18 protein-coding genes are annotated in these 23,241 nt (G+C 55.6%); 11 read left to right on the top strand and 7 right to left on the bottom strand.

Annotated features, from left to right (window positions below; translation table 11 throughout):
* Positions 1–383 precede the first annotated feature (383 nt).
* A complete protein-coding gene (locus tag RID21_RS13145) occupies positions 384–1,538 on the top strand; it encodes an alpha/beta hydrolase (protein WP_350189506.1) in 1,155 nt (384 codons plus the stop codon).
* A 740-nt stretch (positions 1,539–2,278) separates the two neighbouring features.
* On the top strand, positions 2,279–3,058 hold the full coding sequence (locus RID21_RS13140; RefSeq protein WP_228030707.1) for an SPFH domain-containing protein: 780 nt from the start codon (positions 2,279–2,281) through the stop codon (positions 3,056–3,058).
* 122 nt (positions 3,059–3,180) lie between these two features.
* Here RID21_RS13140 and RID21_RS13135 read toward each other — a convergent pair whose 3' ends face one another.
* Both RID21_RS13135 and RID21_RS13130 read right to left on the bottom strand, forming a co-directional pair.
* Positions 3,181–3,624: a methyltransferase family protein gene (locus tag RID21_RS13135; protein ID WP_350189504.1), complete on the bottom strand. Its 444-nt coding sequence runs from the start codon at positions 3,622–3,624 to the stop codon at positions 3,181–3,183.
* A gap of 147 nt (positions 3,625–3,771) precedes the next feature.
* On the bottom strand, positions 3,772–4,197 hold the full coding sequence (locus RID21_RS13130; RefSeq protein WP_350189502.1) for a hypothetical protein: 426 nt from the start codon (positions 4,195–4,197) through the stop codon (positions 3,772–3,774).
* Positions 4,198–4,710: 513 nt separating this feature from the next.
* Here RID21_RS13130 and RID21_RS13125 point away from each other — a divergent pair.
* The 6 genes from RID21_RS13125 (at position 4,711) to RID21_RS13100 (ending at position 13,586) form a co-directional block, all read left to right on the top strand.
* A complete protein-coding gene (locus RID21_RS13125) occupies positions 4,711–5,988 on the top strand; it encodes a glucuronyl esterase domain-containing protein (RefSeq protein WP_350189500.1) in 1,278 nt (425 codons plus the stop codon).
* Between the two features lie 228 nt (positions 5,989–6,216).
* Entirely contained in the window at positions 6,217–9,297 is a 3,081-nt protein-coding gene (locus RID21_RS13120; RefSeq protein ID WP_350189498.1) for a tetratricopeptide repeat protein, read from the top strand.
* Between the two features lie 223 nt (positions 9,298–9,520).
* Entirely contained in the window at positions 9,521–10,477 is a 957-nt protein-coding gene (locus RID21_RS13115; protein WP_350189496.1) for a MotA/TolQ/ExbB proton channel family protein, read from the top strand.
* Between the two features lie 424 nt (positions 10,478–10,901).
* Positions 10,902–11,738, top strand: coding sequence for a phytanoyl-CoA dioxygenase family protein (locus RID21_RS13110; protein ID WP_350189494.1), 837 nt, complete (start codon positions 10,902–10,904; stop codon positions 11,736–11,738).
* A gap of 45 nt (positions 11,739–11,783) precedes the next feature.
* A complete protein-coding gene (locus RID21_RS13105; RefSeq protein WP_350189492.1) occupies positions 11,784–12,485 on the top strand; it encodes an MIP/aquaporin family protein in 702 nt (233 codons plus the stop codon).
* Positions 12,486–12,554: 69 nt separating this feature from the next.
* Positions 12,555–13,586: an SMP-30/gluconolactonase/LRE family protein gene (locus RID21_RS13100; RefSeq protein ID WP_350189490.1), complete on the top strand. Its 1,032-nt coding sequence runs from the start codon at positions 12,555–12,557 to the stop codon at positions 13,584–13,586.
* Between the two features lie 4 nt (positions 13,587–13,590).
* Here the strand turns inward: RID21_RS13100 and RID21_RS13095 are convergent, their stop codons facing one another.
* On the bottom strand, positions 13,591–15,258 hold the full coding sequence (locus RID21_RS13095; RefSeq protein ID WP_350189488.1) for an ArnT family glycosyltransferase: 1,668 nt from the start codon (positions 15,256–15,258) through the stop codon (positions 13,591–13,593).
* Between the two features lie 200 nt (positions 15,259–15,458).
* Entirely contained in the window at positions 15,459–16,031 is a 573-nt protein-coding gene (locus RID21_RS13090; protein WP_044238118.1) for a helix-turn-helix domain-containing protein, read from the bottom strand.
* Between the two features lie 993 nt (positions 16,032–17,024).
* Here RID21_RS13090 and RID21_RS13085 point away from each other — a divergent pair.
* Entirely contained in the window at positions 17,025–17,981 is a 957-nt protein-coding gene (locus RID21_RS13085; RefSeq protein ID WP_350189486.1) for an HAD family hydrolase, read from the top strand.
* Positions 17,982–18,166: 185 nt separating this feature from the next.
* The gene (locus RID21_RS13080) at positions 18,167–18,670 is read left to right on the top strand and encodes a 3-hydroxyacyl-ACP dehydratase FabZ family protein (protein ID WP_350189484.1); all 504 of its coding nucleotides are present in this window, start codon (positions 18,167–18,169) and stop codon (positions 18,668–18,670) included.
* Between the two features lie 96 nt (positions 18,671–18,766).
* Here RID21_RS13080 and RID21_RS13075 read toward each other — a convergent pair whose 3' ends face one another.
* From RID21_RS13075 to RID21_RS13065, 3 genes are all read right to left on the bottom strand, one after another.
* On the bottom strand, positions 18,767–20,176 hold the full coding sequence (locus RID21_RS13075; RefSeq protein WP_350189482.1) for a phosphoglucose isomerase-related protein: 1,410 nt from the start codon (positions 20,174–20,176) through the stop codon (positions 18,767–18,769).
* Between the two features lie 43 nt (positions 20,177–20,219).
* Entirely contained in the window at positions 20,220–20,780 is a 561-nt protein-coding gene (pyrE, locus tag RID21_RS13070; protein WP_350189480.1) for an orotate phosphoribosyltransferase, read from the bottom strand.
* A gap of 188 nt (positions 20,781–20,968) precedes the next feature.
* Positions 20,969–22,237: a L,D-transpeptidase family protein gene (locus tag RID21_RS13065; protein WP_350189478.1), complete on the bottom strand. Its 1,269-nt coding sequence runs from the start codon at positions 22,235–22,237 to the stop codon at positions 20,969–20,971.
* Between the two features lie 319 nt (positions 22,238–22,556).
* Here RID21_RS13065 and RID21_RS13060 point away from each other — a divergent pair, with 319 nt between their 5' ends.
* The gene (locus RID21_RS13060; RefSeq protein WP_350189476.1) at positions 22,557–23,231 is read left to right on the top strand and encodes an ABC transporter ATP-binding protein; all 675 of its coding nucleotides are present in this window, start codon (positions 22,557–22,559) and stop codon (positions 23,229–23,231) included.
* Positions 23,232–23,241: the final 10 nt, after the last annotated feature.

Below are 23,241 nucleotides of genomic sequence, written 5' to 3'. Positions count from 1 at the left end.
CAGGAGGTCGCAGAGAAATCGCCCCCTGCAGAACAAAGCCCCGATAAGCTGAGGTTCGTTGAACTATAACAGCACGCGTGCTCCACAACCTCCTGTTGTCTCACGACAACGGGAGATCCCTCAATAAATGCGGTCAGACTTTTAGCCCCGGTTCCTTTCCACTCACAACATTTCGTGTATTTCGTGGTTCAGAAAACCCCAGATCGAGCCCCGCCCCTATTCTCCCCCTTGACCTTCCCCCAGCGTTCCCCTGTAATAGAATGAAACAAGATTTCACGGGTGAGCCCGAATGCAATTCGGGCCGAGCGCAGCGAGCAGGAAACTGACAGTGCGACTCCCGAACCAACCCAAACATCCCCTGTTCTGATTGATGGTAAATTAACATGCACCTGCCAGCCCCTGTTTCCAGTTTCAATACCTCCCACCAACAAACACTCACCCGCAGCCTGCTCGTCACCATCCTGACCAGCCTGCTGATCACCCCAACGACCGCAGCAGAACGCGATCCCGCCGAGAAACCATTCACCGTCACCGAAAGCTACCAGCAACTCGCCGATGCCATGGAACCGCTGCAGGCCTGGCAGGCCACGAACAAAGCCGAGCACGCAGCCTGGCGGAAACAGTTTCATCCGACCGTCACCCGCATCCTGGGTAAAATGCCCGAGCGCGTCCCCCTGGAAGTCAAGTGGGCCGAAAAGAAAGAGTTCGACACCTTCACCCGTCACAAAGTCTTTATCCGCACCGAAGCCGCCTATTGGGCTCCCGTCTATTACTTCGTCCCGCATAACTTAAAGAAAAAAGTGCCCGCGATTGTCTGCCTGCACGGACACAGCGGCATCATCCCCTACATCGATGAAGGCAAAACCAAAGCCGACAAAGAAAAGACCCGCCAGAGCGAACTCGACTACGCCGTCTACTTCGCGAAACACGGCTACGTTACCGCCGCCATCGTCATGCGGGGCTGGAACGAAACCGCCGGCGACCAGGATCGCGGCGTCTCACACACCAAACGCAGTTGCCTGCAGATGACCATGAACGCCCTCCTTATCGGCAGTACTCCCCAGGGCCAGCGCAGCTGGGACGCCATGCGCGTCATCGACTTCCTGCAGACACAGGATGAGGTCGATCCGGACCGCATCGCTGCCGCCGGCCTCTCGGGCGGCGGAGCCACCGCCATGTACCTCCCCGTCCTCGACGAGCGCGTCAAACTCACCATGATTGCCGGCGCCTTCTCAACCTACCGCGCCTCCTACTACGCCATGCCGCACTGCTTGTGCCAGTGTATGCCCGAGATGATGCGGTTCGGCGAAATGTCCGACGTCGTCGCCCTGCACGCCCCCCGCCCGGTCCTGCTCATCAACGGCATCGAAGACAAAATCTTCCCCATCGACGCCGCCCGCCAGGGCTACAAAAAACTGCAACAGGTCTACCAGGTTTTAGGAGCCCAAGAAAACATCGACGCCGACTTCTTCGCAGGCGGCCACCGCTGGTCCAACAACAAAAGCCTCGCCTTCCTCAAACAACACTTCGGCGAGTAAGAATCCCCCCCTGATTCACCCAGGCAAAATAAAATGTAGGGGCGAACCCATGTGTTCGCCCGCCTGGCGACATGCCACTAGCATCAACGCCCAAGGGGAATCACAGTCCCCCCACCAACTCCGAGCGGCAAGGTGCCAGCCGCCGGTAAAAAGATTGATGGGTGGGCTCGGATAAAATCCGAGCCGAGCGCAGCGAGCAGGAGGTCCCAGAGAAATCGCCCCCTGCAGAACAAAGGCACCAACCTTTTCCATTCCAAATTAATGAGGTACGTTTCCCTATAACAGAACGCGTGCTCCGCAACCTCCTGTTGTCTCATGACAACCTCGGATTACATCCGAGGCCACCCGACAATTGAATAAACCTCAGCAAATGCTCTCAGAAAATGAGTCGCAGGGCATTAGCCCCGGTTGAAACGACTTTGGTATAGACCATCCGAAATAAGAAACGCTACCTGGCCACCGGTAGAAAAGGTTGACGCCGATCCCAGAACCGGTGGCGAACGCCATTCCGCCCACAACTTTTCATGCCTTCCGTGGTTCCACAAAACCGTCATTCAACGGTATTACAGAAAAATACTTAACCACTGCGTGGAAAATTGTTAATCTGTTAAAAAGCAGTTGTTAAGTCATCAGACCTCAGAGATGATAAAAGGAACAGCACCTTTGAGACCTGCCGCTTTTCATGTGGCGCACTTTAATAACTGGCTCCATGTCGGCTTCCTCCATCCAGGACAATGCACATGTTTTTCTTTGGTACAGTGAAAGAATGGGAGCGTCACGCCCTGTTTTTCCTCGGGAAGTTTTACCGAATGGTTGAGCCCGGTTTATACTTTTACATCCCCTTCGTCACGCGTGTTCTCTACCGGATCGACTTGCGAATTATCACCTACACGGTCCCCATGCAGGTAGGGCTGACGAAAGACAACATTCCGGTAGAAGTGGATGCGATCCTCTTCTACCAGGTGATGGATCCCAAGGCGTGCGTTTTGAACGTCGATAACTACCATAAAGCCACACAGCTTAGCGCGCGATCCTCGATCCGGGACATGGTAGGGAAATCCAATCTTGACGAGCTCCTCGCCGAACGGGACAAAATCGGAAAGCGGCTGAAAGAGCACATTGATGGATTCGTTTCCAAATGGGGAGTGACCGTGATTTCTGTAGAAATCAAGGACGTCATTGTTGCCAAAGAGCTGGAAGATGCCATTGCGCGCGAAGCGGCTGCGGAACGCGAAAAACGCGCACGTGTGATCCTGGCTGATGCGGAACAACTGGCTGCCGATGCCATTATCGCTGCTTCCAAAAAATACGCAGACAATCCCATTGCCCTTCAACTGCGATCTATGAACATGCTCTACGAGATCTGCCTCGAGGGGAAGTCTTCTGTCGTATTCATTCCTACCGACAAATCAATGGGCGCGATGCCCGCTTTTATGGGAATCACAAGCCTCGAAGAACTCATGAAAAAACGTTTGCAAGAGGACTCCAACGAGTTCGAAGAGACAGATAATGAAGACTAACCAACAGGACTTTTGAACCTGCCTCAATCCAGTTGAGCACTGTTTATACCCCTTTTGATTCACTGCAAACAGATTTTTTTGTGTTTTGTGGTTCTTAAATCAGATCACTCGAGTCTCCCGAATCACTCCACCACTCGATACCCCTTCCATCGCGGCACCCAGCACCACACCTCCCTGCGATATTCTACAAACGCCTCCCCGAATCGCGTCTCCAGGTCCTGCTCCTCCACCGGCCGCACACAAATATTCCACAGCACCATGCCCACTACTACGTACGCCAGCACCAGCCCGCTACCGAAATACAACCCCACGGCGGCCCCCTGCACCAGCCCCGCAATCGCCATTGGATTCCGTACAAACCGATACGGTCCCGCCACCACCAGCTGCCGCGCCGTATCGAAAGGGACCGGCGTCCCGCGACCATAAATGCCCATCGTCGCCCCGCTGGTCAGCCCCAGGCTTCCCCCCAGCACAAACAGAATCACTCCCAGCACCCGCTGCCCGTCGAACCGAAACGCCGGCCAGCCGAGTATACCTTCCAGCCAGATCAGCCCCGCCGGGAGCACCAGCAGAAACAGCGTCCAGAACACGACCGTCTGCAGCACAATCTTCAGCAGCAGCCACCACAGTGGCGTCTCAGCCCGCGTCGGTCGAAACGTGATCTTGAACATCCTCAGCTTCCCCTCATTAAAAAGGTGTCAGGAACCTTATAATTAAGGTTCCTGACACCTTTTTAACTGACCGCAACATCGGCCCGCATGAATCAAACCAACCAGCAGCATCAGTCCCAGACACACCAGCATCAGACAGGTTCCCAGCCAACCCCCCTGCGTCGCCAGGCTCAGCGACAGACAGTACAGGCTCACGTAAGCAATGCCGCCCGTCAGAAAATACAACACCGGCCCCGCCCAGCAGCGTTGCCGCCAGAGACCATAGGCCAGTACAAAAGAACCGCCCACAAACACCACCCCGTCCGGCAGCCAGAACGCCAGCAGCACCCGCTCCGACAGTGTCTCAGACAGAAACAGCGCACGACTCTCCGGCACCGCCAGCAACAGACACCACCACCCCACTCCGCCCAGCCCCTGCAGCAGCGGATAAAGAAACAACCAGCTTTTCCACTCCGATTCCGATTTCATATTGCCAATCGTGGCGAAATTGATCACGCTTGCAAAGAGCAATGTTCACTTTTTGTGAAACAGTACTGACACGAGATATTTTCGTGCTTTTCGCAGTAAAGAAAAAGGGTGACCCCGGATGCAATCCGGGGTGAGCGCAGCGAACAAGAGGTCGCAGTAAAATTGATCCGTTCTGAGCAAAGCCCTAAACAATGAGGTTCGTTCAACCACCACAGAACACGAACTCCGCAACCTCCTGTTGTCTCACGACAACCTCGGATTACATCCGAGGCCACCCGAATCGTAACAAAACCGTCAAAAACCTTTTCAGTCACCTGACAAAATTTTCGTGTCTTTCGTGCATTTCGTGGTTCATAAAAATTTCCATTACGACCATGGTTCATAAAATTTCGTATCTTTCGCGGTCCACCGCCGATTTCATATTGCCAATCCTTGCGGAAACCGGCACGATTGAGAATAGTTACCTCAGAACTCACAATTGATGACCCACCAGAATATAAAGGCCGCCTCACCATGAAACATCTGCTGTTCCTGCTCAGCCTTACGCTGCTGCTGACTCCCACCGCCCACGCCCAGCGTCCCAAACCCAATTACGATGAAAGCCAGGTCCCGGAATTCAAACTCCCCGACCCGCTCGTCACCAATAAAGGGAAAAAGGTCGATTCAGCTAAAGCATGGCAGCAGGTTCGCCGCCCTGAAATTCTGGAACTCTTCGAAAACGAAGTCTACGGCAAAAGCCCCGCAGCCCCCCAAGACATGCTGTTCGAGGTCACCTCCGTCAAGAACGACGCCCTCGGCGGCAAGGCCATCCGCAAGGAAGTCTCGGTCTACTTCTCGGGTAAAAAAGAAGAACCGCGGATGGATCTGCTGATCTATCTCCCCGCGAAAGCGACCAAGCCGGTCCCTGTCTTCATGGGTCTCAACTTTTACGGCAATCACACCATCACCGATGAGACAGACGTCAAACTCAACGATCACTGGATGCGGGCCAACAAAGACAAAGGCATCGTCGATCATAAAGCGACCGAAGCCTCTCGAGGCAAATCATCGTCCCGCTGGCCCATCGAAAAGATCATCGATCGTGGCTATGGGCTCGTCGCCATCTACTGTGGCGACATCGATCCCGACTATGACGACGGCTTCAAGAACGGCGTTCACGCCCTCTATAATTCCAAACAGAAACCCGCGCCCGATGAATGGGGCACGATCGCTGCCTGGGCCTGGGGACTCAGCCGCGCCCTGGATTACCTCGAAACCGACAAGCAGATCGACGCAAACAAAGTCGCCGTCATGGGACACTCCCGTCTCGGGAAAACCTCCCTCTGGGCCGGCGCACAGGATCCACGGTTCGCCCTCGTCATCTCCAACGACTCCGGATGTGGCGGTGCCGCTCTCAGCCGTCGTCGCTTTGGCGAAACCCTGCACGTCATCAACAACGCGTTCCCCCACTGGTTCTGTGACAACTTCAATAAGTACATCGACAAGGAAAATGATCTCCCCGTCGATCAACACATGCTGATCTCACTGATCGCCCCCCGCCCCGTCTACGTCGCGAGTGCCGTCGAAGACCGCTGGGCCGATCCCAAGGGAGAATTCCTCTCGGTCAAATATGCGGAGCCCGTCTACAAGCTGCTTGGCACCTCCGGCTTCGGTGCAGACAAGATGCCCGGCATCAACGAACCCGTGCAGAAGCAGATGGGTTACCACATCCGCACCGGCAAACACGATGTGACCGACTTCGACTGGGAACAGTACCTCAACTTCGCCGACCAGCATTTCCAGGGCAGCTGATCTCGGTTCATCCGCCCGCCGATTCCCCGTAGTCTGAACACCAGTCGATAACCAACGATCGACAGTTGGGTTACGGGGACTTTTCTGCGCAGAATACAGCCTCAAGAGCGGGTTTTCGTCGGGGAACAAGCAGTTTTCGCGATGCCCGCTTGCCTCTGCCTGAACTCCCACGATAAGATGGGAGCGTGTTCACGATTCCTTAATTAAGACCGATCAGACGATTTCAATATGATGAATCAACGTTTCCGGCTCCCTTCCTTTGATGCCTCTTCCCTCCGCAGGTTCGCCCTGATTTTACTCTGTCTCTGCCTGCTCCCGACCACCCTGGTCCGGGCCGACAAAGCCAGTGATGAATTTCAGCTGGCCATCGGCCTCTACAAGCAGAACCGCTGGGAACTGGCGACCGAGACGTTTCAGAAGTACCTCAAGGAGTACCCCAACCACGAAAACGTGCCGCTGGCAAAATTCTACCTGGGGCTCACGCTCGTCAATCAGCAGAAGTATAAAGAGGCCCGCGACATTCTGCGGGAATTCGTGAAGCAGTATCCCCAGAATAAAAATCTCCCCGACGCCCTGTATCGCGTCGCCGAGTGCAGTTACCTGCTCGATGATCTGAAAGCAGCCGAGTCCGAGTTCACCGACTTCCTCAAACGCTACCCCAATCACGCCCTCGAAGAATGGGCCTATGCCTATTTCGGGGATGCACTGCTCCGACAGGGGAAAGCCGACCTGGCGATCAAGAGTTTCCAGCGTTCCCTCGATCGGCACCCGGAAGGCGCCATGTCGCAGGACGCCCAGTTCGGTCTCGCGTCCGCTTACCTGCAAAACAAGGAGCCCGAGGAAGCAGAGAAACGCTTCCTGCAGATCGCCAGTCAGAAAACCCATTCCCGGGCCAGCGACGCCCAGATGGCACTGGCCACATCACTCTTTGATCGGGGACAATTCCAGCAGGCCGCGGATGCCTTTCTGGCACTCCCCACCAAATTCCCCGAAAGTCCCCTGGGCATCACGGCCCGCCTGAATGCCGGCTATGCTTTTTACGATCTGAAACAGTACGACAAGGCCGTGGAACAGTTCGACATCGTCGCCAAAGATCCCGTGCAGGCCGCCAATGCCCTCTACTGGAAAGGGGTCAGCCTCAAAGCCGCAGGTCAGCTCTCGGAAGCCATCACCGCGCTGGAAGAGGCCCAGAAAGCCAAACCTTCGTCCGCTCAGCAGCCCTTGATAAACTACCAACTGGCTGACGCCCTGCTCCGCAGCGGTAAACAGGCTCAGGCCAAAACCCTGTTCCTGGACCTGGTCAAGCAGTCGCCTCAGAGTGAGCTCGCTGACGACAGCCTGCACTTCGCCATCGAAGCCGCCCTGCTCAGCGACCAACTCGAAGAAGCCGCTCAACTCGCTGCCCGGTTTGAAAAAGAGTATCCCCAAAGTGGACTCCGCCTGCACCAGGAACTGCTCAAAGGACGCATCAGCGATGCCCAGGGCAAGCCCGAAGATCTGCAGGCCGCCGTCAAACACTTTCAAAACGTACTCGACCAGAGCAAGCTCGAGAATACACAACTGCTGGCCCGACTGTACCTCGCGCGGACTTATCAGAAGCTGAAAGAATACCAGAAGTCGATCGACGTTCTGAAGCCGTACCTCGATGACGCGAACACCGACAAAACCACCAGCGAATACGCGGACGCCCTGATCCTGCAGAGCAACAACTTCAACTCGCTGCAGAAATTCCCGGAAGCGGAATCGCTGGCCAAAACGTATCTTAAGCAGTTTCCCAATGAACCTCGCTACGACCAGATCCTCGCGAACCTGATTATCCTGACTTCCAAAAACGACAAGCCCGAGGAAGTCGATCAGTACCTGGCCGAACTGGAAAAACGCAAACCGAATCTCGATCTGCTGATCCAGACCTATCGACAACTGGCCGAACGCAATTACGAAAACCAGCAGTGGAGCCGTGCGAAGAAGTTCTTCGCTGAAATCGTCGAGCGCGGTGCGACGTCCCCCGAATTCCCGGCCGGCCTGTCGGGCCTCGCCTGGAGTGAGTTTCAGCTGAATGAATTCCCCGCGGCGGCAATGCACTTTGAACAGTTCACCAAAGAGTTCCCCAAGAACCCGCTGGCCGCGGAAGCCTCCTACATGCAGGGCCGCAGCCTGGAAAGTGACCAGAAGCTCCAACCCGCGGTCGACGTTTATCAGCAGACCCTCAAGCAGTTCGCCCCCTCACGCTACGCGATGCTCTCGGGACTGCAGGCCGCCCGCACGCTGTTCCAGCTGAAGAAAATCGATGAAGTCAACAAGGCCTACGAAGCCCTGCTGACGAAATTCCCCAAGCCCGACAACCTGGATAAGATCCTCGATGAATGGGCACTCATCAATTACGAAGCGGAAATGTTCGATGAGTCAGACGCGATCTTCCGCCGACTTGTCAAAGAGACCCCGGACAGCGACCTGGCTGACAATGCCCGCCTGAGCCTTGCCGAAAGCGATCTCATCGCCGGCAAACTCGATGCCGCCGCAAAAGAATTCGAAGCTCTGCAGGCTTCCGAGAAATCCGATCAGAAGGTGCAGGAAGTCTCCCTCTACCGGTTGATCGAAATCAATCTGGAACAGCAGAAATGGAAAGAGGTCGAGAAATTCAGCCAGGATCTGCTCAAGCGGTTCCCCCAGAATGAATACGCGGCCTTCGCCCGTTTCCATCAGGCGGAAGCCGCCCTGTATCTGAACCAGGTCAAAGCAGCTCAGAAAGAACTGCTGACCCTGACAACCAAAGAACAGACCGAACAGCTGGGCGACCGTCCCTGGTATCCGCGGGTCTGGGTGTTGCTCGCTGAGACTTACTTCCGGCAGAAAAAATATGCCGAAGTTCAGAAAACCGTCGACCAGTTCCGCGAATGGGATGAGGAAAGCCCCTTTCTTTACCAGGCGGAAGAGGTCCTGGGACGCAGCCTGAAGAATCAGGCCAAATTCGACGAGGCCCGCAAAGTCTTCCAGAAGATCATCGACTCGGAAAACAGCCGTCGCACCGAAACCGCGGCCAAGTGCCAGTTCCTGCTCGCTGAAACCCTGATGATCCAGGAGAAATTCAAGGAAGCCCTGCTCGCCTATCTGCAGGTCGACATTCAATATAAATTCCCCGAATGGCAGGCCCCAGCCCTGTTTCAGGCCGGCATGTGCCATGAAGCTTTGAAGGAATGGAAACAGGCGTTGAAAACATATCAGGACTTTTTGAAGCGTTTCCCGGAACATGAACTGGCCGCTCGCGTCAAAGAACGCATCCAGCAGGTCCAGCCCCGGGCCGGCACCTGACGGACACTGTCTGCCTGTTCCCAAAGATCATGCATCAGGAAATCCAACTGCGGGAAATCCCAATCCAGACTCGACGTCATATTCCATCTCGCGTAAACTAGAGCACGACCTGAATTCCCCATCCGGGTAAGTCAGGTTCTTCCAATCCCGCGCCTCTCTTCCGGTTGATCCGGCTAAGCTCCGGGCCGGTTTATTAGTCATTACACAGCGATACCCCTGGTTCATGATCAAACTCTTCCACAGTCCACAGGATTTCTCTACTCCCGATCTCGCGGTCCAGAGTCCCTCTCGACGACTGGTCAGTCTGGTCATGACACTCCTGGTGACGCTGGTCCTCTTACCCCCGTTCGCCTCCGCACAGGAGCGACTGCCCAAAGTCGTCGAACAGCAGGGCGACAAACTCGTGGAAGCAGCGGATCCCGACGGGCCCCTGCCCGAATCGGTGGCCGCCGTCAAACAACGGCAGGTGATCCCTTCCACGCCCGAAGACATCATCGAAGAGATGGGCTACTTCCTGCTCCCCTTCGTGATCGCTTCCATCATCTCCATGTGGTTCATCATCGAACGCCTGGTGATTCTCCGCTCCGGTCGCGTCATTCCCCGGCACTTCGTCAGCCGCTTTCTCAAGCTACTGCGGGACGGCAAACTCAACGCGCGTTCCGCCCTGAAACTGTGTGAGGAAAACCCGAGCCCGATCGCTTCAGTCTTCGCGCACGGCGTTCGGAAATGGGGCAAGCCCAGTGTCGAAGTCGAACAGGCCATTATCGATGGCGGCGAACGTCAGCTGTCACAACTTCGTAAACACCTCCGCGTGATCAACGGCGTCGCCACGGTCGCCCCCCTGATGGGTCTGCTGGGAACCGTGATCGGCATGATCCAGGCCTTCAACGAAATCGCCAACAGCAGCGCGATGGGTAAAGCGGAAGAACTGGCCGTCGGCATCGCCATGGCCCTGCTCACCACCGCCTTCGGTCTGGGCATCGCCATCCCCTCGCTGATCATGTACATGTACCTGGCCGGCCGCGTGGATGGACTCGTGATGGAAATGGACCAGAACGCCCAGGATCTCGTGCACCTGATCTCCGCCGAGGGGCTCGCCGCCAGTGCCGCCAGCCGCAAAGCGACCACAACCACCACGACGGCCAAAGCCAAAACGGATAAAGCAGCCAGTAAGTCGTAAGCACTTGCAGAGATGGAGTCTTATTCAGAAACTCCCTCTTTTCCACGTAAGGCCTCCAGTAGAATGGGTGGGCTCGGATATCATCCGAGCCGAGCGCAGCGAGCTGGAGGTCTCAGAAAAATCGATCACTTCAGAGGAAATCCGCCAACCTGCATCCCTGGGATGAGGTGCACTCCACCCAGCAGAACGCGTACACCGCAACCTCCAGTTGTCTCCGACAACCTCGAATTCCATTCGAGCCCACCCGGCAACGCAAGCCCATTCGTCCCCGCATCGTCTCGATCCTCGCGAACTTCCACTTCTAAGTTGTTCCCCGACCTGTTCCGATTTACAATGAATTCTGATCTCTCCCGTGGGAGAACCGGCACTTCCGCCGGCTGAAACAGCGACTCATTCATTCTCTTGAAACACGACGAGAACCGGTATGGCTGACTCCAAAGAATTTAAGGCAGTCCCCCTCGAAGAAGAACTGTCCCAATTACAGCGCGATCTCAAGTTTTATCCTTCCACAACCGCTGATCCACAACTGCTGACGGTCGCACAGATCGAAGACTTCAACCGAGACGGCTTCCTCCGCGGCATTCGCATCTTTGACGATCGGGAAGTCATCGCCAACCGCGAATACTTTGATCGACTGCTGGAACAGGTCATCGCCGCGGGTGGTAACAGCTACTCGATCAGTACCGCCCACATGAAGTACGGCACAGTCTACGACCTGCTCACCCATCCCAGGATCGTCGCTCATGTGAAAGACCTGCTCGGCGAAAATGTGATTGCCTGGGGATCGCATTTCTTCTGCAAAATGCCCCATGACGGGAAGGCCGTCTCCTGGCATCAGGACGCCAGTTACTGGCCCCTGTCCCCCTCCAAGGCGGTCACGGTCTGGCTGGCCATCGATGACGCCGACCCGGAAAACGCCAACATGCGGTTCATCGCCGGCAGTCATCACTACGGACACATGACCTACCGCCCCAGCGGTTCCCATGAAGACAACGTACTCAATCAGACCATCGACAATCCCGAACAGTACGGCACTCCCGTTGACGATACTCTGAATGCCGGCGAGATTTCGATTCACTCCGACCTGCTCCTGCACGGTTCCGAAGCCAACCAGTCCGACCGCCGCCGCTGTGGACTCACTCTCCGCTACTGTGCCGCAGACGTCCGCGCCGGGATGGACTGGAATGCCAAAGGTGTGATTGTCGCCGGTTCCGATCCTTCCGGACACTGGCTCAATCCACCTCGACCGGAAAACGATTAAACTCCCAACCTCCATTTGAGTTTCATGCTCGGGAAGTCATCAGAGATGCAAAAATACTACGCGGAGATCTTCGGTACTTTTATTCTGCTGTTCTGCGGCGCCGGCGCCATTGTCACTAACCAGGTTTCCGAGGGAACCGTGACGCACGTCGGCATCGCCCTGGTCTTCGGCCTGGTTGTCACCGCGATTATTTACGCCATCGGCGAAATCTCCGGCGCACATATTAACCCCGCTGTGACGATTGCCTTCTGGGTCGGTAAACGCTTCCCGGGCAACCAGGTGCTCCCCTATATCATCTGCCAGGTCATCGGCGCCCTCGCCGCCTGCCTGCTGTTGAAAATCACGTTCCCGGGCCTGACCAACTACGGCATGACCCTGCCTGCAGGCACGGAGATCCAGTCGCTGATACTGGAAGCGGTCCTCACCTGGATTCTGATGTTCGTCGTCTTATGCGTGAGTACCGGCGCGAAAGAGACCGGCATCCTCGCCGGTGTCGCCATTGGCGCCGTGATCGCTTTGGAAGCAATGTTCGCCGGACCGATCTGCGGCGCCTCCATGAACCCGGCCCGCTCCCTGGCTCCGGCCCTGGTCAGCGGCCATCTGGAATCACTCTGGCTCTATCTCATCGGCCCGACCGCTGGTGCTGTCCTCGCGGTGCCTTCGCTCTGGCTGGTCCGCAACAATACACATGAGACCGAAACTGATACTGAATTTGATGCCGAAATCGAACCCGCGGAGGCATCCTGATGGCGCTCGCACCTTGAGATATCTTAAATCGCTCGTTTTGCATTCACAGCAACAGAAGAGGAACAAACCATGGTTCACTGGCAACACGTTCTTGTACTGGGAATCGTCATCTCCGGACTGACCGGCTCCCGAGTTTCTGCTGAAACCGCCGCCCCCAGCGGCGACGCGTCGATCGTCTCCCCGGATGCCAAAGTCGAAACCCTCTGGGTCGATAAAGGCTTCACCGAAGGGGCCTGCGTCGATGTTGACGGGCTGATCTACTTCAGCGATATCAATTTCGCCGGCGGTAAGGGCAAAATCATGACCTTCGATCCCGCAACCGGCAAGACCAGCGTCTTCAGTGCGGACAGCGGTCAGAGCAACGGGCTCATGATTGACCAGAAAGGACGACTGCTGGCAGCCTGTGGTGCCAATAACGGCAAACAGTGCCTGGCGCGGATTTCCAAATCAGGCAAACCCGTGTGCCTGGTCGACAAATTCGAAGGCAAGAAATTCAACGCACCGAACGACCTGGTAATCCACCCCAAAGGCTGGGTCTATTTCACCGATCCCCGCTACGTCGGATTCGAACCACTCGAACTCGATCACATGAGCGTCTTCCGTTATGACCCGAAAAAGAAAACCGTCCACCGGGCCACAACCGACATCACCAAACCGAACGGCGTCGTCGTCTCCCCCGATGGCAAAACCCTCTACGTCGCGGAAACCAACAACGGTCTCTCCGGACTGGAGAAAGATCCTCCGAAAAATCCGAAGAAACGGATGACCCTCAACGCCTTCCCGATCAAGGCCGACGGTTCACTGGGTAAGAAAAAAGTCCTGGCCGACTTCGGTTCGAAAGAGACCGGCATTGACGGCATGACTGTCGATCAGAAAGGAAATATCTACGCTGCCTTTCGCGCCGAGAGCCGGTATGGCATCGTGGTCTTCTCTCCTGAAGGCAAAGAACTGGCCTACATCCCCACGCCGGAACTGCCCACTAACTGCACGTTCGGCATCGGCAAGGATGCATCGACGCTCTACATCACCGCCGGCAGCGGTCTGTATCGCATCCCCTGTAAGATCCCGGGCTTCCACCCTTCACTGCCCCTGGATCAATAAGACCTCAGCGGGGCGGATTGAGTCGCACCAGTCGTGCTAAAGGCACCTGCTTCCGCACGACGGCAATCTCGGTCTGCCACGCAGCTGACTCACGTGGCTGCAGTTCTTCCGGCAGGTAAGGCTTCCGCTGGAAGTACAACACGTATTCAGAAACGCCCTGACGTTCGGAATCGAAGGGGATCAGCTTGATCCCCTTCCGTTTCACTTCCGGCGTCTCCTGCAACATCTGTATGTAAGCCGGATGCAGAATCGGTGCCAGCTGGAGATACGAATTCTCGGGCACCCGCTCGACTACATCGTGCAGCATTTCCGCCGTGATGGAATCGCCCCAGTACGTGACTTCCATCCCCAGTGCGTTCGCTCCCTGCAGTCCCCCGGTCAGCAGGCTGTAATAACTGAGCCAGCAGGGACTGAAAGCGAATGCAGCATACGCCTGCGTCAGGATCAGCAGTCCTACCGCGGTACGCGCCACTCGCATGGAAAATCGCTGCTGCAGCCACTCACAGCTCTGTGCTGCCCCCACGCCGATCAGAATCGCCGCCATGGGAAAGACCATCAAAAATAACCGCACGCCGTCGTAGACCGTAATCCCCGGCCAGGAAAACAGCATGAGTGGCCAGAGCAGCGAACCGATCAGCAGCACGCCACCGCTGGATCGCTGCTCACGCTCTGCCTCTGAACGGCGGCCCGTCTTCCAGCCACCAATCAACGCCAGTACCAGCAGGCCGAGCGGGATCGTCACCAGCAACATCACCCAGGGATAATGCCAGGGAACATCGCGGTCGGCGTATTTCGTTCCAAAGTAATCGAGATAGATGGCAGCCCGGCCCGTGGTTCGTCCCAGATATTCACTGAGATGCCCGACCGGATCAAACCAGAGCCACGGCCAGCCCGCAAAGAAGACGAGCACTCCCACGCCTCCCCAGCAGAGGAGTGGCTTGATCGCCTTGAGACGCCACTTCCACAGCGCCCAGATGATCACGGGAATCGGAATCAGTACCGCCTGAATCTTGGTCAGCAGCGCCAGTCCGAGCAGCATACCGGTCAGGCAGGCCCGCTTCGTGGTCGGCGGTTCCGTAGTATCCCAGAACCGGATCACCGCGAGCACCGCGGTCACATAGAAGAGTGCCGTCACCGTCTCCAGTGCCGCCAGATGCGCATGTCCGAACACACGGGGCAATGCAATCAACGCGACAGCAGCCACTACGCCCGCGAAATGACCGGACCGTTGAGAGGTAAACCAGCCCACCACAAACACCAGGCAGGCGAAACAGAGTGCCGACGCGTAGCGACCATAGGTTACGACGAACGGTCGCTCTCCCTCTCCCGCTAACCCTGCCACTGTTTCATGGGCGATGCCAATCAGCAGACGCCCCAGCGGCGGATGATCGGGCAGATAGTTCTCATGCTCAAAGATCTCCCGCAGGCTCTCCGGGGCAATGATACCCAGCCCATACACGCGAATCGCACGCACCAGGAACACCCCCTGCCCCACGTTAAACGGTTCGTCGACCGTCATCCCGGGTCCCGGTCCGGTGAGTGACAGATCCCGGGCACAGTCCAGGCGGGCCGCCACCAGCAGAAAGGCCAGGCAGGCCAGCAGCGCATACCAGGCGGCGGGCTTCAGTTTCTCGCGGGCATTCAGCGGCGCTTGTGTTGTGGATTGATTCATGGTGACATTACTTCCGGGGCGCAATAAAAAAACCCGACCAAGAGTGTTACCTCTTGGCCGGGTTTAGTCGTTCACGCAAACCAGCAAATCCCTTTGCGATTGTTCTGGTTGGCCAGCGGGCCGTTCTCTCGACACCGTCCATAATATCGAGAACTACACGTCCCTGGCAATCTCACCTTAAGGCATTCCTGCCCGGTCTATTAGGCGATCTGCTTTTTACGTCCAACCAAGGTCCGAATCCGTTCGGCCAGCAATGCAGCGTCAAATGGTTTCCGGAAAGTTTCGTTAAACAGTGTTCTGTCGAAACCGCTGGCGTTGTCTTCATCGCTCAGCAGGGCAATCAGAACAGAGTCGGTGTAGTCTTTGTTGCGTCGCAGGTTTTGTGCGATCATCAGAGCTTCGTTGCGACCCATGGCGAAATCAACGATTACGCAGTCGGGGTGCAGTGATTCTGCCTGGATACCGGCTTCAAAACCGCTCACGGCGTATTCAATTTTGAAGTCTTCTGTTGCCATCAGATCGTCAAGGCTGGCTCGAACCTGGGTATCGGCACCGACGAGCAGCAGTTTGCCCATCGCTTCGTCTTCCAGTTCGCCTAATGGCATGCCGTGTTCTTTAAGAAATCGAATAAGGTGCTCACGTGGGATTCGGCGGTCCTGAGAACCGGGAATTCGGTATCCTCTCAGGCGTCCAGAGTCGAACCACTTACTAACCGTGCGGGGTGCAACCTTACAGATCTTTGCTACTTGGCCAGTAGTGAAGATCGTTTTCATTGCGGGCTCTCCAATCACATGCTTGGCAAATCTCGTCGAAGAAAGGTTACTTTTCTTCTGCTTTAACCCCTACTACAGTTTGCGGCTATCCTGGCCAGTCAGTTCACGTTGTAACCTGTGTAGTCTTGGGTCGGGGTTTGTCTCTGGAGACAGCATCTCCAGAAACTGTTTCAAAATGCCAATCTTTAATTTTAAGGAAATTTGGGATCTGGTACGTAATACTTTTGGGGTCGGACTGAATGACAATCGCAATACCATTCAGATCAGTTCGTCAGACTAGATCCGTCTTGTCCTCTCCCCCCTTACAGACTGTTGATCGGATTGAACCATTCAACTGGTGTTGACTGGCTCGACGTGGTTTTTACGTCTTTCCGGTTTCAACCGTCTGCCCTAATTGCATCGACGAAACTGCCGTGAGGACTTTAAGTTCTTTGACAAGAGAGAGTGCAGTAGTGACAGAGACACTCGGAATAGCTGGTACGGAAGAATCAGCTGTGAGGGATATCATGCTCTAATGCCCTGTAAAACAGGCACTTAATACGGCTCGGGGAAATGCTTAAGATGTGAACCTTATTTCTGAGGTGACTTGAGTTTTCGTATCAGGTTCCGCTGATTTTCCCCGGGGTAAGCCTGCTCCGAGCGGATAACCGTTATGACAACAGCAACCCGTCTCTGGTTCAATGTATTGGAACTGTCGTCTCTATTACGACGGATATAGCGATCCGTGTTGGTTCTTTTATTCCTGTGGCCTTATTACCTGTTCACCAGAGAAGCCATTCGATTTTTGCCTTTGCGCTTGCCCTGTCCATATCCACCCGTCTAAGATCACATTGAATTCCGGTTGTCTGTCTGTCAAAATTCATCTCTCAGGCAGAGTTTACAACCGCATTCACCGAATCGTTCATCACATTCCCGACAGACCCGTTCTGGTTTCTGAATGTCAGCTGCTTCCAGCGACAGCTGACACGATATACGATCTGAAATACAACCCTTATGCCGCAGACTCTTCAAGAATACGCTGACTGGTTATCCAACCGGGATGATCTGATCTGGCCCACGGCTCCCGCGCTGGAAACGCCCAAGGCGACGCCCTTTCTCAAACCGCTGAAACGCATTTCCGCGATCACCTTCAGTATCTATGGCACCCTGCTGCACATCACCGACGGCGAACTTCTGTTCGACCATCAGCAGCAGCTCCGCATGCAGATCGCCCTCGATAAGACAATCAAAGAGTTCAATATGTGGAACAGCATGTCCCGCAAACCGGGGGCCCCCTGGGAATACATGCTCTCCCAATACCGCTCGCTGCTCGAAGACCAGCAACTCGGCGGAAAGGTCGCCAAAGGGGAAAAGCCGGAAATCAACTCCGCCGACCTCTGGAAACTGCTCATCGAACGCCTGCAGAAAAACGAATACACGTTCGATGAATCCTTTTACGGCAACCTCGACGACTTCAGCCTGAAAGTCGCCTACTTCTTCCACTCCAGCCTGCAGGGAATCGCTCCCATGCCCGACGCCCTGGAGTCACTCTGCCAGCTCAGTCAGTACGGTAAAAAAGTCGCTTTGTTTGCGGATGCTCAGCCGTTCACTCTGGTTCAGCTCCTGCGGGCATTAGGCACTCAGGGAACACTTCCGCCCCTGTCCGAGCTGTTCACACAGGAATGTTTCTGTTTCTCTTATCGCAAAACAGTCCGCAAACCCTCGGCCAGTCTGTACGAGACACTCTTGGGGCGCTTCGATCAACTGGACATTCCCCCCGAGGAAATTCTGCACGTCGGCTCCCGCATCCCCGATGATCTGGCGATCGCCCGGAGTTTCGGGATGAAAACCGCCCTGTTTGCCGGCGATTCTCTCAGCATTCACGCCAGTAAAGCAGAAGTCAGAAGCCCTGATACCAAACCTGACAGGTTGATCACTAATTTGAGCCAAATAGCGGAAATCCTCGATTAACATATTCCGCCGATTCTGCTAATATTTCTGCCTTATCAGATATCGGACTCGCATTTCCACTTGGATGAACTAACCCATCTGATACCTAAACCCATTGACTATATACATTTCCTGCACCTGATGGCCCTGAAAGGGAACCAGGGTCATACCTCAGATATTGATGCCCTTATTGGAGAAGAGAGACCATGCCTCCCAAATTGCTTTATGAAGGAATTGACTTCGATTTTGAAAACCCGATTTTTGGAATCGAAGAGATCAGAGAAATCAATCCTCAGCGATTTGAAATGGAGCAGCTGACGGGGATTGTCCATGTTGATAATGAAAAGCATGGCATCGTCGGCTTCAAGGATGTCACCGAAGACGAATTCTGGGTTCGTGGCCACATGCCCGACTTCCCCCTGATGCCCGGCGTCATCCTCTGTGAATGTTCCGCTCAACTGGCCGGCTTCTATGCCCGCAAGTTCAAATTACTGGGAGGAGACTTCCTCGGCTTCGGCGGCATGAACGACGTTCGCTTCCGCAGCCCCGTCTTCCCCAATCAGCGACTGGTGATTATGGCTCAGCTGGCCCGCATCCGCGCCGGCAAACGGGCGGAATTCAACTTCCAGGGACTCGTCAACAACAGTATGGTCTTCAGCGGACAGATGATTGGCGTCCCCATCGACAAGAATCAGGAAGTCCCCAGCTAAGCTGCCCCTGAAATCGAAATTGAACAAAAACGCCCCGGATCAGCATCTGACTGATCCGGGGCGTTCTCTATATTACTAACTGCTCGGAATGTCGCCTTAGCGGCTCAACACGTCCTGCATGTTCTTCTTATAGGCTTCCACACCCGGCTGCCCGTAGGGATTGATATTGATCAACCGGCCTTCGAGCACCGTCGCCAGCATCAGCATCTGCAGGGTCTGGCCGACCGTATAGGCATCCAGATTCGGCAGGATCAGATCCGCCGTCGGACGATGCACGTCGGCATAAGCCTGGTTGGTCCCTTCGATTGCCGCAGAGAGCACGTCGGGAACCGTTTTGCCTTTCAACTTATTCAGCTGATCCTGATTTTCTTCTTCAGGTACGACAGGCACGGAGATTGGCTCGCTGTCCGGACGTTCGACAATCACGTTGGTGATCAGCTTGTCACGCACACCTTCCTGGTGCTGCTGTCCCCGGCTGTGCAGGTCGCGAGTGTTGACCACGGTCAGCGGCGTCGCACCCTTTTCTTCTTTACCGAGACTTTCCGCCAGCAGCTGATCGTACCACAGCCCCAGCGCTTCCAGACGCTTGCCCCAGGTCGAAAGAATCCGCATCGATACGTTCTTCTCCCGCTCAAACAGGTGACAGGTCGCCGTGTAATCCAGCACCGGGTTGTCCCCCATCGGCTGTGTGTTGAACAGGCGCGTCATGTCCGCGGCCCCCTGCAGCAATGCTTTCAGATCGACGCCCAGCACGGCAGCCGGGAACAGACCGACCGACGTGAAGACCGAAAACCGGCCGCCCACATTGTCGGGAATCGGAAAGACTTCCGGATACCCTTTATGATTGGAGAAGTTCCGCAGCTTTCCTTCCAGCCCGGTGATCGGCACCACCAGTGATCGGCTCTCTTCGGAATCGGCTCCGTAATACTCTTCCAGTGATTCGCGGAACAGGCGGAAGCCGAGGGCGGTTTCCAGCGTTCCCCCGGATTTACTGATGACGGTCATACTCCACCGCTGCAGCACATCCTTAGGATCCTGGCAACTCGTCTTCAACAGTTCCTGCAATGCCGTAATCGAATCGTTGTCGACATTGTTCCCTTCAAAATACAGGCGCGGCACGCCTCCTCGCTGCTCGCGGGTCAGTTCATTGTGCAGCGGATGGCACAACGCTTCGAACAGCGCCCGCATCCCCATGTAAGAACCGCCGATCCCCAGCACGACAAACCGGTCCGACTGCTCACGTAGTTCCTGGGCTTTCGCTTCGATGCGTCCCAGCAGGCTCCCGCTTCCCTGGGACTCGTATTCGTCCAGCAACTGTTGAGGCAGGTTCTGAAAACCCGCATCCAGAGGCTGCTTGTCCGCAGGGATCGCATCGCTGCCCAGCAGTTCAATGTCTTTCAACATTTCTTCCCGGGCCGCCATCAGGGCCGGCTGCAGTTCTTCATACCACTTCTCATCAATGAGCTTGCGGGCGGCGGAATCGTCGTAGCGAATGGAGTTTGTCATGTGAGATCACGCTTTCGTCAGAGTGGATAAATTGAGAGGGAGATCACTGATCTTCCGCAGGCGGCTCGATACCGAAGTCCCGAATCGAGAGCAGCGCTTTGAAGGGGATGTTGCGCTTCTCAAAGTTGGCTGCGCCCCCCTGCAGACGATCGACGACTCCCAGGGCCTGCACAACCTTGCAACCAAACTCTTCGGCCCGGTCGACGGACAGCAGTGCACTGCCGGCAGTCGTGATGACGTCATCCACGATCACCACTTTGTCGCCAGGCTGCACGGGGCCTTCGACATATTTATTGGTGCCGTGCCCCTTGGGTTCTTTGCGGACCATAAACCCGTTCAGCGCTCGGCCCTGCTCTGCAGCAACCGCGAGCACACCCGCGACAATCGGGTCAGCACCGATCGACATGCCGCCGATCGCGTCGAATTCGACATCTTCCAGCATTTCCAGCAGGCCGGCACTCACCAGACGCAGACCGTGTGAATGCAGGACCACCTGTTTTCCGTCGAGGTAATAGGTGCTCTTCTTACCTGAAGCCAGCGTGAAATCGCCGAATTTTAACGCCCGCTCCCGAAACAACTCGATCAGCTTTTCGCGATCAAACATGAATGCTCTCTTCTCTACCCTGAATGTGTGATGTGCTCAAATCAGGAGCCGCCACGGTCCGTTCGCATAAACAATGTTTAATAAAAACACCGCGGACCGGCTCAAACACACGTATTCTACAGGGTCGAATTGAACATTCAAACGGACTGCAGGCAAAGAATTCCCAGCTGACGCGAATCTCTCTGCAATCAGGGGCGAATCACGACTTCCGAGCCAACACCCAGCAGATCGTAGACCTCGGCCACATCGTCATTCTGCATCCGCACGCAACCTTTGGACTCCGCTTTGCCAATCGAAGACGGATCGATCGTGCCGTGAATTCCATAGCTGTCGCCGATATCAATCCAGCGTTCGCCCAGGGGATTGGTCGGATCATCATTGGCAATCACACCATCCGGACCGTAATACGTCGGATCGACCAGCTTGTCCTTAACGACAAATTTGCCGGTCGGCGTCGAATGATCCTTGCCGGTACCAATCGTATAGCGTTTGACGAAGTAACCGTGCGAATGCACCGTGAGTGTGAAGTCGCTCAAATCAACGAACACATGTAAGGGCCCTTTGATGACCTTGAGCTTCTGACCGGGACGGATCCGTTTGGGATCGATCTGGTTCAGCTTCGCCAGGTATTCCCAGGTAATGCCGTACTGCTGCGCGACTTTCCGCAGCTGGTCGCCGGGTTCGATCTCGTAAGGCTTCATGAAATGCGGCTGCGGTGCGAAATAGATCATCCGCGCCGTCTCTTCAATACGCGATTTAATGACCGGATAGACTTCAGGCTGATCCCAGTAAATTTTGGACAGTCGCTTGTGAGCCTCGATGATTTTCCGTTGTGAAATCAGTTCATCAATGGCAATCAGATCGGGTACGGCCTGTTTGGCGGCTTCACCACCAATCTCTTCTTTAAAGCTGGCATGCTTGGCGGTTTTGATCACTGGATTGCTGGCCCGCTTGATCCCCTCGGGGGGATTCAGCTTCGCGGGTGCGTTGGGCTCAGGCATGGCAGCCGTCGGTTCGGGCAGTGGTTCAACAGGACGAGCGGCCCCTTTGAATTGGGCCGGAGGCTCGGTTTCCGCGAACAGCGGATCGACGGAGGTCTCCGCTTCCACGATCGCCCCGTTCAACGTACGCGTGTAAACCCGGGGCATCTCCACTTCGCTTCTGCGGAACAGACGCTGGTTGTCATCTCCGTCTGAGAGTTCCTCCGCAGGCGGTTCGGACTGTGCCAGAATCGTGGCTTCTTCCAGGACCGGCTCTTTGTATTCTTCCGGCTGCGCAGTCGTCTTGCCGGACGACTTGCCTGCAGTCTCCTGTTCGTGCAGCGCGCCTGTGGGAGCACTACTCACCTGGAAAGGCAGCAGATCCATTTTCCAGGCCACCGCCCCCAGAATTCCCAGTCCAGTTACCATGATGAAACGAAAAGGAGTAATCCATCGACCCCGGTTACGACTTCGCATCTTGCCATCATCCTTGATTCACAATACGGATACGCTTCGGTTAAAATCAGAGAGTCGGGACTATAGCAAATCCACAAGATTAAGCCTACGGCGATTCTGTGAAAACCGGCTTGCCACCGGGGAGACGTAAGTCATATATTAATAATTGTTTAAGATCCGACCCGCGGTTCCCTGTGTTCCGCAGGAATCAGGAAGATTTGACAGAACAACCCTAGGCAACACCCGGCTAATTGCATAACATTTGCAAAAACAAACAATACGGCCTGACGCCGGCACCACGGTTTGCGGCGTTGCCAGATTCCCACCAGACGAGGTCAGCATGTCCCTGCTATTGGAAAATGTCAAAAAGAGCTACCGTGAACCGGATGGCTCGACACTCCCCATCCTGGATATCGAACGCTTTGAAGTCAAAGAACAGGAACAGGTTGTTCTCATCGGCGAGAGTGGCTCGGGGAAATCGACACTGCTCAACGTCATTTCCGGCATCACCACCGCCGACAGTGGAAAAGTCACCATCGCCGGAACCGAAATCGCCTCCATGCCTGAAGTCGTTCGTGACCGCTTTCGCGCCGAACGCATCGGCTTCGTCTTCCAGACCTTTAATCTGCTCCCCGCGTTCTCAGCCCTGGAAAACGTCCTGCTCGGCATGAGCTTCTCACGAAAAAAAGCGAGCCGCGACCGGGCGAAAGAACTGCTGGCCCTCGTGGGACTCGAGCATCGCCTGCATCACCGCCCCAAACAGATGTCCGTCGGGGAACAGCAAAGGGTCGCCGTCGCGCGGGCCCTGGCCAATCAACCCAAACTACTTTTGGCCGACGAACCGACGGCGAACGTCGATGTCGCCAACCAGGAAACCATCCTCAAACTGCTCCGCGAAGCCTGCACTCAGCACCAGATCGCCATGCTGCTGGTCACCCACTCCCAGGAAGTTGCCAGCCAGTTTGAACGGGTTGAAACGCTGACCGACTTCAACAAGGTCCACGCACAGGTCTGATTCGTCCTGG

It is taken from the genome of Gimesia sp. (assembly GCF_040219335.1).
In the GTDB taxonomy this organism is placed as follows: Bacteria; Planctomycetota; Planctomycetia; order Planctomycetales; family Planctomycetaceae; genus Gimesia.
Note: the sequence above shows the minus strand (reverse complement) of the source record. Positions and strands in the feature narration are given on the sequence as shown.

Bases quoted from the DNA above. Each gene is read 5' to 3' on its own strand.
- RID21_RS13105 (WP_350189492.1), top strand. From the start codon at position 11,784: ATGCAAAAATACTACGCGGAGATCTTCGGTACTTTTATTCTGCTGTTC.
- RID21_RS13115 (WP_350189496.1), top strand. From the start codon at position 9,521: ATGATCAAACTCTTCCACAGTCCACAGGATTTCTCTACTCCCGATCTC.
- pyrE (WP_350189480.1), bottom strand. From the start codon at position 20,780: ATGTTTGATCGCGAAAAGCTGATCGAGTTGTTTCGGGAGCGGGCGTTA.
- RID21_RS13140 (WP_228030707.1), top strand. From the start codon at position 2,279: ATGTTTTTCTTTGGTACAGTGAAAGAATGGGAGCGTCACGCCCTGTTT.
- RID21_RS13085 (WP_350189486.1), top strand. From the start codon at position 17,025: ATGCCGCAGACTCTTCAAGAATACGCTGACTGGTTATCCAACCGGGAT.
- RID21_RS13145 (WP_350189506.1), top strand. From the start codon at position 384: ATGCACCTGCCAGCCCCTGTTTCCAGTTTCAATACCTCCCACCAACAA.
- RID21_RS13080 (WP_350189484.1), top strand. From the start codon at position 18,167: ATGCCTCCCAAATTGCTTTATGAAGGAATTGACTTCGATTTTGAAAAC.
- RID21_RS13095 (WP_350189488.1), bottom strand. From the start codon at position 15,258: ATGAATCAATCCACAACACAAGCGCCGCTGAATGCCCGCGAGAAACTG.
- RID21_RS13120 (WP_350189498.1), top strand. From the start codon at position 6,217: ATGATGAATCAACGTTTCCGGCTCCCTTCCTTTGATGCCTCTTCCCTC.
- RID21_RS13060 (WP_350189476.1), top strand. From the start codon at position 22,557: ATGTCCCTGCTATTGGAAAATGTCAAAAAGAGCTACCGTGAACCGGAT.
- RID21_RS13100 (WP_350189490.1), top strand. From the start codon at position 12,555: ATGGTTCACTGGCAACACGTTCTTGTACTGGGAATCGTCATCTCCGGA.
- RID21_RS13125 (WP_350189500.1), top strand. From the start codon at position 4,711: ATGAAACATCTGCTGTTCCTGCTCAGCCTTACGCTGCTGCTGACTCCC.
- RID21_RS13130 (WP_350189502.1), bottom strand. From the start codon at position 4,197: ATGAAATCGGAATCGGAGTGGAAAAGCTGGTTGTTTCTTTATCCGCTG.
- RID21_RS13065 (WP_350189478.1), bottom strand. From the start codon at position 22,237: ATGCGAAGTCGTAACCGGGGTCGATGGATTACTCCTTTTCGTTTCATC.
- RID21_RS13090 (WP_044238118.1), bottom strand. From the start codon at position 16,031: ATGAAAACGATCTTCACTACTGGCCAAGTAGCAAAGATCTGTAAGGTT.
- RID21_RS13110 (WP_350189494.1), top strand. From the start codon at position 10,902: ATGGCTGACTCCAAAGAATTTAAGGCAGTCCCCCTCGAAGAAGAACTG.
- RID21_RS13075 (WP_350189482.1), bottom strand. From the start codon at position 20,176: ATGACAAACTCCATTCGCTACGACGATTCCGCCGCCCGCAAGCTCATT.